General features: G+C 39.2%; 8 protein-coding genes and 1 pseudogene. 5 read left to right on the forward strand and 4 right to left on the reverse strand.

What is annotated here, in order from left to right; genetic code table 11:
• Positions 1-76 precede the first annotated feature (76 nt).
• Positions 77-2,674 carry a bifunctional acetaldehyde-CoA/alcohol dehydrogenase gene (adhE, locus tag FCN25_RS19595; RefSeq protein WP_137227036.1) on the reverse strand — a complete coding sequence of 866 codons (2,598 nt, stop codon included), beginning with the start codon at positions 2,672-2,674 and terminating at the stop codon, positions 77-79.
• 690 nt (positions 2,675-3,364) lie between these two features.
• On the opposite strand from adhE, the gene FCN25_RS19600 reads away from it, so the two are divergent.
• From FCN25_RS19600 to FCN25_RS19620, 5 genes and pseudogenes are all read left to right on the forward strand, one after another.
• Positions 3,365-4,048, forward strand: a complete 684-nt coding sequence (locus FCN25_RS19600; RefSeq protein WP_137227037.1) for an HAD family phosphatase — start codon at positions 3,365-3,367, stop codon at positions 4,046-4,048.
• A 20-nt stretch (positions 4,049-4,068) separates the two neighbouring features.
• Entirely contained in the window at positions 4,069-5,031 is a 963-nt protein-coding gene (locus FCN25_RS19605; protein ID WP_137227038.1) for a sugar-binding transcriptional regulator, read from the forward strand.
• A gap of 182 nt (positions 5,032-5,213) precedes the next feature.
• Positions 5,214-6,929 carry a cytosine permease gene (locus FCN25_RS19610; protein ID WP_137227039.1) on the forward strand — a complete coding sequence of 572 codons (1,716 nt, stop codon included), beginning with the start codon at positions 5,214-5,216 and terminating at the stop codon, positions 6,927-6,929.
• Positions 6,930-7,053: 124 nt separating this feature from the next.
• Complete coding sequence (locus FCN25_RS19615; protein ID WP_137227040.1) at positions 7,054-8,574, forward strand: mannitol dehydrogenase family protein; 1,521 nt, start codon at positions 7,054-7,056, stop codon at positions 8,572-8,574.
• 5 nt (positions 8,575-8,579) lie between these two features.
• Positions 8,580-9,499, forward strand: a pseudogene (locus FCN25_RS19620) (carbohydrate kinase).
• A 112-nt stretch (positions 9,500-9,611) separates the two neighbouring features.
• On the opposite strand, the gene FCN25_RS19625 reads toward FCN25_RS19620, so the two are convergent.
• The 3 genes from FCN25_RS19625 to FCN25_RS19635 form a co-directional block, all read right to left on the reverse strand.
• Positions 9,612-10,988, reverse strand: coding sequence for an anti-phage deoxyguanosine triphosphatase (locus FCN25_RS19625; protein WP_137227041.1), 1,377 nt, complete (start codon positions 10,986-10,988; stop codon positions 9,612-9,614).
• A 9-nt stretch (positions 10,989-10,997) separates the two neighbouring features.
• A complete protein-coding gene (gene yfbR / locus FCN25_RS19630) occupies positions 10,998-11,585 on the reverse strand; it encodes a 5'-deoxynucleotidase (protein WP_137227042.1) in 588 nt (195 codons plus the stop codon).
• A 113-nt stretch (positions 11,586-11,698) separates the two neighbouring features.
• The gene (locus FCN25_RS19635) at positions 11,699-12,913 is read right to left on the reverse strand and encodes a pyridoxal phosphate-dependent aminotransferase (RefSeq protein ID WP_137227043.1); all 1,215 of its coding nucleotides are present in this window, start codon (positions 12,911-12,913) and stop codon (positions 11,699-11,701) included.
• Between the last annotated feature and the right edge of the window lie 206 nt (positions 12,914-13,119).

The following is a 13,119-nucleotide window of genomic DNA, read 5'->3' on the forward strand; positions in this document are numbered from 1 at the left end:
TCTTAAAACAATAAAAAAACGCCCTACAATATTGTAAGGCGTCTTATTAAAAGCTTACTGCTTATTCTCGTTTAGGCTAGTCTTTATAAGCTCTGCCATAGAAGCTGTCTAACAGCACTTGTTTTAGCTCTTTGATTAACGGGTAACGTGGATTAGCACCAGTACATTGATCATCGAATGCATCTTCAGCCAGTTCATCCAGTTTGGCGATGAAATCTGCTTCATTAACTCCAGCATCTTGAATTGATGCAGGAATACCAATGGTTGTTTTAAGCTCTTCAATCTTTTCAATCAGTTTTTCAACTTTTTGAGCATCTGTTTTACCCCCTAGCTTTAAATAATCCGCAATGGCAGCATAACGGCACAGCGCTTTAGGGCGATCATATTGACTAAAAGCCGCTTGCTTGGTTGGCATGTCTGTCGCGTTAAAACGGATCACGTTAGAGATTAATAATGCGTTAGCCAAACCGTGAGCTAAGTGGAACTCAGCCCCTAATTTGTGCGCCATTGAGTGACAAACACCTAAGAATGCATTGGCAAAAGCAATACCCGCGATGGTGGCTCCATTATGGACTTTTTCTCGAGCCACTGGCGCTTTAGCGCCAAATTCATAAGAGTCTGGTAGGTATTTAAATAATAGGTCTAATGCTTGTAACGCTTGGCCATCACTGTACTCGTTTGCCATCACACTTACATAAGCTTCTAACGCATGTGTGACAGCATCAATGCCACCAAAAGCTGTGAGTGATTTAGGCATGTCCATGACTAAATTAGGATCGACAATCGCCATGTTCGGGGTTAATTGATAGTCTGCAATAGGGTACTTCATGCCGGTTTTTTCATCGGTTACCACGGCAAAAGGAGTTACTTCTGAACCAGTACCTGAGGTTGTCGGAATGGCAACCATTTGAGCTTTAACGCCCATTTTAGGGAATTTATAAATACGTTTACGGATGTCCATAAAACGCATTGCTAAATCGGCAAAATCAACATCAGGGTGTTCGTACATAACCCAAATGATCTTTGCTGCATCCATTGGCGATCCACCGCCTAATGCAATAATGACATCTGGCTGAAAGCTTTGTGCAATTTTAGCGCCTTGGCGAACAATCGCTAAGGTTGGATCGGCTTCCACTTCGTAAAACACTTCGGTTTCAAGTCCCTGTGCTTTGAGGATTTTTAAGGTCTCGTTACAATAACCGTTATTGAATAAGAATTTGTCAGTAATGATCAGTGCACGTTTTTTATCACTTAACTCTTCAAGTGCTATCGGTAGACTACCGCGGCGAAAGTAAATAGATGATGGAAGCTTATGCCACAACATGTTTTCAGCCCTCTTAGCGACCATTTTTTTATTGATTAAGTGACTTGGGCCGACGTTCTCTGAAATTGAATTACCACCCCATGAACCACAACCGAGAGTTAACGATGGTGCTAACTTAAAGTTGTATAAGTCACCAATACCACCTTGTGATGCTGGGGTATTAATCAAAATGCGTGCTGTTTTCATTCTAAAACCAAAGGCTTTAACGCGATCATCTTGGGTGTCTTGATCGGTATATAAACCAGACGTATGGCCAATCCCCCCCAAGGTGACTAAGGCTTCAGCTTTGTCCATTGCTTCATTAAAGTCTTTTGCTTTATACATACCTAATAACGGAGATAATTTCTCGTGGGCAAAGGCTTCAGCGTCATTAATATCTGTGACTTCACCAATGAGCACTTTGGTGGTACTTGGCACTTCAAAGCCAGCCATTGCAGCTATCGAAACAGCACTCTGGCCAACAATATCGGCATTAAGACCACCGTTTTTAAGGATCACAGTTTGCATTGCCGCAGTTTCAGCTTTAGACAGAATATGACCGCCGTGACTGACAAAACGCTCTTTTACTTGTTTATAAATACTGTCTACCACAATCACCGCTTGTTCAGATGCGCATACAACACCATTGTCGAAGGTCTTTGACATTAATATGGAGCTTACAGCACGTTTGATGTCCGCTGTTTCATCGATAACGATAGGTGTATTACCTGCACCAACACCAATAGCTGGTTTACCTGAAGAATAGGCCGCTTTAACCATGCCTGGTCCACCAGTGGCTAAGATGAGGTTAATTTTTGCATGAGTCATTAATTGGTTAGACAAGGCAACGCTTGGTTGATCAATCCAGCCAATAATGTCTTTGGGTGCACCTGCGGCAACTGCTGCATCTAATACTATTTTAGCTGCAGTCGTGGTTGAGTTTTTAGCTCTTGGGTGCGGTGAGAAAATAATACCATTGCGAGTTTTTAAGCTAATAAGGGCTTTAAAAATAGCGGTAGATGTTGGGTTTGTCGTAGGGACAATACCACAAATAATACCAACAGGTTCTGCAATAGTGATAGTACCAAAGGTTATATCTTCAGACAAAATACCGCAGGTTTTTTCATCTTTGTATTTGTTATAAATGTATTCCGATGCAAAGTGATTTTTAATCACTTTATCTTCTAATACGCCCATACCAGTTTCAATTACGGCCATTTTGGCTAATGAGATTCTTGCATCAGCAGCAGCTAATGCTGCAGCTCTGAAGATGTTATCTACTTGCTCTTGGCTAAAATTAGCGAACTCTGCTTGTGCCTTGGCAACGCGCTCTACCAATAAATCAAGCTCTTGAATGTTGGTGACTGTCATAGTGGTTCCTTCTAAAAATATTCAACAAATCGATTTTGTAAAATATTCTTTGTGAATAAAATTACAGCTTTCAGGACTGATATATTGTGATATTGACCACAAAAGACTGATAACTGTAATTTTATTACAATATCTGCTGCTTATTGTAGCTGTTCTCTGTATTTAACGAGATAAATTTTAAAACAGACTTAGATGTAATTGACGATGGCGATATGACAAAATAGTGACATAAATTAACAACAAAGAATTAATTATCTACGTTATCTATTGATGCATAATCGACTAAAAATAGGTTTGTTAATTGTCCTGCTTAGAGAAAAGTATAGTTTTTATTAAGAGGATGTTGTTCGGCTTCGTCGGCAAATAACATATTTAAAAATACATTGTTGAATATAAACAATATTTTAATATTTATAAGCATTAATTAGTGATAGCTAAAGCTTGTAATGCTTATTTAATTGAATAAATGTGATTGACATCAATATTAAGAAAAGGGAATATGCTCATTAGTAGGGCATATGCTCATTTTGGTTGGGGCTGATAATGTAGTGTGGTACAAGAGGCCTTAATATACCGCGCAAATGATGATTGTGGCTAGTAAGGGACAACTAGAATGAATTAAGTGGCAGCCCAATTTTACCGTTATATTATTATCGTACTTAACATTAGCGCTATGCGATAGGTGAATTTATGGACATTGATACACAATTAGTCATTTTTGATTGCGATGGTGTGGTCATAGACAGTGAAGTCATAAGCGCCAATGTATTAATTGAACAATTAGCTGTGCTGGGTGCAAAAATTGATATGGCCTTTGTCCAAAAACACTTTTTGGGTTGTCAATTTGCTACGGTAGCCGCCAAAGTTCATAATTTATTGTCCATTATTTTGCCTGTAGATTTTGAAGCACAATATCGTAAACAGCTATTACTTGAGTTTGAACAAAATTTAACGGTGACAAGCGGTATAAAGGAAATATTGACGCAATTGAATGTAGCTTGTTGTATTGCGACCAGTAGTAGCTTACCTAGAACAACAAAAGCATTAGCTGTAGTTGGGTTAACCGATGTATTTGCTGAGCACGTGTTTACAGCCAGTGAAGTTAAAAATGGTAAGCCTGCACCGGACTTATTTTTACATGCTGCTAAAAGCATGGGCGTGGCGCCAGAACATTGTTTAGTTGTTGAAGACAGTTTTTTTGGTGTAAGTGCTGCAATTGCAGCAAATATGCCGGTGATACATTACGTCGGTGGCGGTCATATAGTTGATAGCATGGGCAGCGATTTACACCCAGTATCACAAGCATATCCAATGGTTCCAGTACTTAACCATTGGCATTATTTTAAGCATTTAATGCCAACCTTAGTAAGTTGATATTGAATATAAGGGTTAATATGGACAGCAAATCGAATTCAGAACTCGCGCGTTTAGAGCAAGCAGCTAGAGCGGCTTGGTTATATTACGTTGCTAAAAATACTCAGGATGAAATTGCTCAAAAATTAGAAGTATCAAGACAGACTGCCCAGCGTTTGGTTGCATTAGCCGTCAGTGAAGGGTTAATCAAAGTTCGTTTAGATCACCCCATTGCTAAATGTATGGATCTTGGACAACAACTCAAGCAAGCTTTTAACTTATTGGAATGCGAAATTGTTCCAAGCGATCCTGCTGATGCGAATAATGTTTATGGTTTGGCACAACGTGGTGCCGCTGTGCTAGAACGATATTTGAAATCAGATCTGCCTAAAACATTAGCATTCGGCACAGGAAGAGTACTCAAAGCGTGTGTTGATGAATTACCTTCGATGCAATGCCCGCAACATAGAATCGTATCGCTATTAGGCAATATGATGTTAGATGGTTCAGCTTCGGCATTTGACATTGTTGTCAGTATGGCGAGTAGGGTACAAGCTAAGCATTATCCAATGCCGTTGCCCGTTATTGCGAGCTCAGTGACAGAAAAGAACTTGTTACATGAATTAGCACCTGTAAAAAGTATTTTTGAATTAATTCAACATGCTGATGCCACCTTTGTCGGAATAGGGCATATGGACGTAAATCCGCCGTTATTGTTAGATGGTTTTATTAATCAGATCCAACTTAATGAATTAAAGGATGCCCATGCAGCGGGCGAAATTATTAGTTGGGTTTATAACCAACAAGGTCAGCTGCTAGAACATCCTATCAATCAGTTAGTGATGAGTGCACCGTTAAAGGTTAATTCAACTAAACCTGTATATGGTATAGCCGCAGGTCAACATAAAGTGGATGCCATCTATTCGGCATTACAAGGACGATTGATTAACTCGTTAATCACCAATGAATTCACCGCGGAAAAAATATTAGCTAGACTAAAATAGTTAACAATAAACCAGCTCAATATAAATAGAACAATATCAATCAATAAGACAGTGATATAAATGGGGTTATTATTTCTAATGGATAGAAATAGTAAATAGTCAGTAAAGGTAAATTGTTTAATTTTATCATCGATTTTTGGTGAGGGGGTTAATTTACCTGAAAGAACAGGAATATAAAAATAATGACAACAAGACAACACCAGCCTTCATTTGAACAAATGAATGAAGAGCAACTGCCCGTAGCCAAAAATAAGCTCCATGGTTGGAAGCACTTTGCTGGTTTATATGCTGGGGAGCATGTAGCCGCAACTGAATTTGTTATCGGTGCTACCTTTGTTGCCTTGGGTGCATCGACCATTGATATTTTATTGGGGTTATTAATCGGTAACCTTTTAGCCATGTGTTCATGGTGGTTATTAACCGCACCTATAGCGGTAGAAACACGATTAAGTTTATATAACTATTTGAATAAAATAGCTGGTGACTCGATGACCAAGCTCTATAACTGGGCGAACGTCATTATCTTCTCGGTGATATCTGCGGCGATGATTACAGTATCGTCGACAGCCGTACGTTTCTTATTCGACATTCCCGCACAATTAAATTGGTATCCCAGCAGTCTATGGTTTGTGATGATTGTATTAGCCGTGGGCTCAATCGTTGTGGTGGTTGCCATGTATGGGTTTTCTACCGTTGCAGATTTTTCTAAAATTTGTGCCCCCTGGTTATTTGTTATCTTTATTGCGGGTTCATTCACCTTATTTCCTGCGTTATCCAATCATGTAATTGGTAGTACCACGTTGACCAGTTGGCAAGACTTTATGACAATTGGTGACAGCTCAATTTGGACCGGAATAAACGATAAAGGCGAACCCGGCATTGGTTTACTTGAAGTAATAGGTTTTGCGTGGGCTGCTAACTCAATTACTCACTTTGGTTTGATCGACATGGCAATTTTCCGCTTTGCTAAGCGTAAAAGTTATGGTTTGTTTTCGGGTGTTGGAATGTTCTTCGGCCATTACTTAGCATGGATTTCTGCAGGTATTATGGGCGCAGGCACCGCGGTGCTATTAAAAACCACTATTACTCAACTTGATCCAGGTGATGTTGCTTATCATGCTTTAGGTTTTTCAGGCTTTGTAATTATCATTATTGCAGGTTGGACGACCGCAAACGCCAATTTATACCGTGCTGGTCTTGCCGCGCAATCAATCTTTGTTAACCAATCTCGTGAACGTACCACAGCTATTGTTGGTTTAGTCACTATAGTGATTGCGTGTTTTCCATTCGTGTTTTCGCAGATGTTACCGTTACTAACCTATGCAGGCCTATTAGTTGTACCTGTTGGTGGTATTGTGTTTGCTGAGCACGTGTTGTTTCCTAAGATTGGATTAACCCGTTATTGGGTTAAATATCAAAATCTGTCTAAAAGTACACCCGCAATTGCATCTTGGGCATTAGCGTTAGTGTTTGGCTTTGGTTTAAATAGTCTTGATATTATTTCGTTCTATTATCTATTTATTCCAACGTGGATATTCACCATTATTATTTATACCGTCTTGGCTAAAAAATATGGTGCCGATTTAGATTACACCGATGCCATATTATTAGATGAAAAAGAACAGCAACAAATTGCTGAATATCAAGATGAAATGGCTAAAGACGATACGCCACAAGTTGAAGACAACAGTAAGTTAACCCTATTACTAAATGGCTTTGCGTTTGTTTCGCTAGTTGTTATTAGCATATTGGCTGTTAACGTTATGTTTTACAGTCCAACGATGGAAATCTATACAGATAATAAATCATTATTTGAAACAGTTTGCTTCGCATGTACTGTGATTTATTTTAGCTGTTCATATGTCGCCTTGAAACGACATAAAAAATTAAATTTATAATCGAGACATTAATGACTCAAGCTTAATAATGTTAATAAAACATTAACCTTGAGTCAGCTGTGTTATTTCATTGAGATAACATATACATCCATATTGTTTAATTATTTTATGAGGCACAATCCACATGGATCACTCTCAACAGTCAAGCGTTCAACTTAACATGTTAAACCAACAAAGTTTGTCAACATTACCTACTCATGTTGATGTGCCAAAATATGATCGTAGCAAGTTAACTGCGGGCATAGTTCACATAGGTGTTGGTGGTTTTCATCGAGCTCATCAAGCGATGTACATCAATGAATTGTTAAAGAAGCCTGGTTCTGAATCTTGGGCGATTTGTGGTGTGGGTTTGTTAGAAGCTAACCGCGGTTTACGTGATGTGTTGGTAAAACAAGACTATTTATACAGTTTAACAGTGCGTCACCCAAATGGTCATATTGATCATCAAGTGATGGGGTCAATGATTGATTTTTTATTTGCACCAGAAAACAAGCAACATGTTATTGATAAACTAGTTAACTCTGACACTAAAATTGTGTCATTAACCATTACTGAAGGCGGTTATAACTTTAACCCTGCAACGGGTGAGTTTGATTTCAACAATCCAGACATTATCCATGATATGGCGAATCCTAATGACCCTATCACTGCGTTTGGTTATTTAACGGCAGCACTTAAACAGCGTAAAGCTAAGGGCATGAAGCCTTTTACTATTCAGTCTTGTGACAACATTCAGCATAACGGCGACATGACCCGTAAAATGCTATTGGCGTTTGTGAATAAAAATGACGCTGATTTAGGCCAATGGATTGAAGCAAATGTAGCGTTTCCAAACGCAATGGTTGACCGTATTACCCCTGTAACAACTAAAGCGGATATCGAGTATGTGACCAACACATTACACATTAATGATGAATGGCCAATTACTTGCGAAGCCTTCACTCAATGGGTAATAGAAGACAACTTTAGTGATGGCCGTCCGGCGTTAGATACCGTTGGGGCTCAATTTGTCAGTGACGTAACACCATTTGAAAAAATGAAGATCCGTTTATTAAACGCAGGCCATTCAGTATTAGGTTTACTAGGCTCTATACATGGTTTTGCGACAATTGATGAATCGGTATCGGATCCGCTATTTTCTTCCTATTTACGTCGATTTATGGACGATGAAGTTACACCGTTAATCGAGCAACTTGAAGGGATTGATTTAACACAATATAAAGACACCTTAATTGAGCGTTTTGCCAATCCGAACATTAAAGATAGCTTGGCACGTATTTGTTTAGAAAGTTCAGCTAAGTTACCAAAATTTATCATTGCTTCTATTAATGAAAACATCGCCTTAGGCCGTGATACTTCTTTGGCAACATTAGTCATAGCGACTTGGTGTTTATACAGTGACAAACGTGTAGACCAGCAAGGGAAAGCGTTAGATATTAGTGACCAAATGTCTGCACAGTTACATGAATTTGCCAGTAGAACAGCACAAGATCCGTTAGCTTTTTTACAGTTAACCGACTTATTTGGTGATCTCAATAATCAAGCCATTTTCTGCAAAGATTATCGTCAAGCTATTACTGCCTTATACGCACCAGGCTCCGATATTAAAGCGATCATGCAAGCAAGATTACAAGCAAAGAGTTAATCATTATGAATAGTGTATTAATTAATCATAAAGTAACAGCAGACATCAATGTTAGCTGTTTTGGCGAAGTATTATGGGATTGTTTCTCAGATGATAAGCGTGTTGGTGGGGCACCTTTAAATGTGTGCGTCAGACTTAATTCCTTGGGTATTAAAGCTTCAATGATCAGTGCCGTTGGCGATGATTTATTAGGCCGCGAACTGCTGAGCTTTATTGATGAACGTGGTGTTAATCGTGACTGTATCGCCATGGACCCAGTCAAAAGCACCAGCACTGTCCAAGTTACCTTAGACAAAAACGGTTCAGCATCCTACGAAATCGTCGCCGATACAGCTTGGGACAATATCGCATTGACTGAAGATCTTATTGAGCAAGTGAATCGTGCTGATATGTTGGTTTTTGGCAGTTTAATTGGACGCAATGATGTGTCTCTCAGTACCTTAACTGCCTTAGTTGAATTGGCTGCATTTTCTGTATTTGACGTTAACTTACGTGCGCCGCATTACCAGATTGGCAATGTGGTTAATTTGATGAAAAAAGCAGACTTCATAAAATTAAATGATGATGAATTGTATGAGATTGCTAAAGAAATGGGCTCGCCATTTTATTCATTAGAGCAAAACTTGGATTTTATCGCTGAACAAACCCAAACCAAATACCTGTGTGTGACCAAAGGCAGTCATGGTGCACTACTGAGTGTTGCTGGGCAGAAGTTTTATAATTCAGGTTATTTAGTCAATGTAGTTGATACCGTTGGTGCCGGAGATTCGTTTTTAGGGTCGTTACTGTATCAATTATGCAGTGACAATCATCCTCAATATGCAATTGATTTTGCCTGTGCAGTGGGGCCATGGTGGCACAATCTCATGGTGCAACGCCATTGTTGTCTCTGAGTGAGATACAAGCATTTATGCAACCTGTTTAAGTAAACGTTAATGTCAAAAAGTGAAGTGAGACATTTGGGTTATTTCCCCTTTATTTAACCCGTAAGCGCTTGGTTGCGATAACCAAGCGCTTTTTTTTACATAACAATATAATTATTGCTCGCGACTTAAATCCATAATACCCGCCGTTTTTGAGCCGAATAATTGCTGGTGTAAGCGTCCTGCAAATTCATCAGTCATGCCAGAAATATAATCAGCAATCACCCGCATTGGATTATTATTCTGATTGCGTTCTACTAACCACCGTTCGCGAGTATTGAGTGGTAACAATCGTTCAGGATCCGAGGCAAACGCCTCAAATAATTCCATTACAATCTGTTGACCTTTGTATTCTAACATTTGAATTTCTGGCTTGCGGATAACATATTTAAACACAAATTGTTTTAGGACGTGCAAAGTTGCAGCAAAATCTGATTGTAATTCAGCATTATATTTTAATAAATCTTCATCAAACTTAGAATTAATACCAATTCCAATGGCGGTAACAAAACCGTTTACTAGGGTGCCGATGGCATCTTTACGTAAATGATGCTCGTGGGAGAAAAGTTTGTCACCTATTTGTGCCATTTCAGAGATGAGCCAATCATCCTTAATTTCTGATAACTGTTCAACAACATCACGTTGCCACTGATGTTGATTAACAATACCCATTACAATGGCATCTTCAAGATCGTGCACAGCATAAGCAATGTCATCTGCCAATTCCATAATCGAACAATCGAATGACTTATAGCGAGTTTTTAAATGGGGGTAATCGATGTTTGTATGACTTTGCTCACTGCTAATGAATAATTGTCGGTCCGCATCTGACAACTCAGATAATACCCAATCAATAATAGATTTATCATCATCAAATAAGCCTTTTACGGGTGGCCATTCAGAAGGTTTTAGCTGACGATGATTAACGATGTCAGGTCGATGTAGATCGATATACAATTGCGAATAAGTTGCTGGGTATTTCATTACCCCCAATAAAGTCCGTCGAGTGAGATTCATTCCCCATGACTGTGTATAGGGTTCTAACCGAGTTAAAATCCGAAATGTTTGGCCATTGCCTTCAAAGCCACCGTGATGGCGCATCATATAATTTAATGCAACTTCACCGCCATGACCAAAAGGAGGATGGCCGATATCGTGGGCTAAACAAATTGATTCAATTAGGCTCATTGAATTGAGCAAATACCTTAGTTCTGGATACTTACGACGTAACTGAGCAGTAATACCCGTACCAATTTGTGAGACTTCTAAGGAATGTGTCAAACGAGTGCGATAAAAGTCATTCATGCCTACACCCAATACTTGTGTTTTGGCTTGAAGGCGACGAAATGCGGCAGAATGTAGAATACGAGCTCGATCGCGCTGATAAGGACTGCGATGGTCGTTACGGCGTTGTTTATCCTCACCAAGTAAACGTTGTTGCCAACGATTATCATGTTCCGTATTACTTGGCTCGTCAGTGTTATCAGACATAGAATTCCTTTACAGCATTTGATTAATTTCGTCTAAATTCAATGTAAAACTTGGAATAAAACAATCTCGGAAATAACCTACCGCTGGGTTCGGATTATCATGTAGACTTTGTTCCAAACGTTTACGGGCACTATTGAATTCGCTATTACCGGCTTTTTGCTCTTCTAAGCACTTTAAATACGCACATAATGTATCGGCTGCTTTTACGATGGCTTTGTATTGTGGATCAGCATCTTCACTAATAAATAGGCTACGATAATCTTCTCTAAATTCTTCCGGTACCATTTCTAACATTCGCTGTTCAGCAATGGCTTCTATCTTTTTATATTCAGCTTCAATTTCTTTATTAAAGTATTTTACTGGCGTTGGTAAATCACCGGTCAAAATTTCGCTGGCATCATGATAAATAGCAATGGTTGCGGCTTTATTAGCGTCTAAGTTGGTGTTGAATTTTTTATTACTGATAATGACAAGAGCATGGGCAACCATAGCCACTTGTAGTGAATGCTCTTGAACGTTTTCACGGCGCACGTTATACATTAACGGCCAACGTTGGATCAGTTTCATCCGAGATAAATGGGCAAATAAATGACTCATGAGACTCCTTACTGCGCTCAATAGTTTTTAATAGCTTACAGGAGCTTATCAATAAAAAAAAGCGACTGTTCAGTCGCTTAGTTATTTATTTTGAACCATGCTTATGTGAATGGTTATTGGCGGTAATCTTCTAAAAATTCACCAAATTCTGTAATAGCTTTAGTTAAATCTTCTTTATAAGGTAAGAATACCACCCGAAGATGATCGGGCTCAGGCCAGTTGAAGGCCGTTCCCTGAACCAAAAGAATTTTTTTCGTCTTTAATAAATCAAGCACCAAGCGTTCGTCATCGCGTAAATTAAATTTTTTCATGTCTAATTTTGGAAACGCGTACAGTGCCCCTTTAGGTTTTTTACAACTTACCCCTGGAATTTGGTTAAGTAATTCGTACACGGCATCGCGCTGAATCGTTAAGCGACCACTCGGTAAAATCAACTCGTTAATTGATTGATAACCACCTAACGCGGTTTGAATAGCATGTTGATTGGGCACATTGGCACACAAACGCATTGAAGCCAGCATTTCTAAGCCTTCAATATAGCTTTTGGCGGCTTTTAAGTTACCTGACAACATCATCCAACCGACACGGAATCCTGCCGCGCGGTAAGCTTTAGATAAACCATTAAAAGTAATCGTTAAGATATCATCAGATAAACCCGCTGCAGGTATATGTTTGGCTTCGTCATAGAGGATTTTGTCGTAGATTTCGTCGGCGAATAATATTAAATCGTGTTGCCGACATAACTCAATAACCTGCAACAACAATTCTTTACTATAAACTGCGCCAGTAGGGTTGTTTGGATTGATTAATACAATTGCACGGGTGCGACTGCTGATTTTACTGATAATGTCATCTAAGTCCGGGAACCAATCGGCTTCTTCATCGCACCGATAATGCACGGCTTTACCGCCTGCTAAGTTAGCTGCAGCAGTCCATAGAGGGTAATCGGGCGAGGGGATAAGCACTTCATCATCGGCGTTAAGCAAGCCTTGCATGGCCATCACGATCAATTCTGACACCCCATTACCTATGTAGATATCTTCAATATCGACACCAAATATTCCTTGAGCTTGATAATGTTGCACAATGGCTTTACGTGCAGAGAACAAGCCTTTAGATTCGCAGTAACCTTGTGCACTGGGTAAATTTAAAATGACGTCGCGAACGATCTCTTCTGGCGCTTCAAATCCAAACGGGGCCGGGTTGCCGATATTAAGCTTTAAGATACGGTGACCTTCGTCTTCAAGACGTCGGGCTTCTTTATGGACAGGACCACGGATATCGTAGCAAACTGAATCAAGCTTATTGGATTTGATAATGGGGCGCATACTACTATTCTCGATAACTAAATACGGCTTAAGTTATCGAACCATAACGAATTTATAGGCATTGTGAAAGAGGCAAATGCGCAAAGTGAAGAATAATATTAGTGTTAAATGCTGACTTGTTAGGTAAATTAGGCTTTGCTTTAGTGTTTTATTCTGTATTTTTATTATTTAGCAGTGTGGTTATAGTGTTTGACTACAAAAAAGCC

Origin of the sequence: Shewanella sp. MEBiC00475 (genome assembly GCF_005234075.1) — a bacterium.
Classification (GTDB): domain Bacteria; phylum Pseudomonadota; class Gammaproteobacteria; order Enterobacterales; family Shewanellaceae; genus Shewanella; species Shewanella polaris.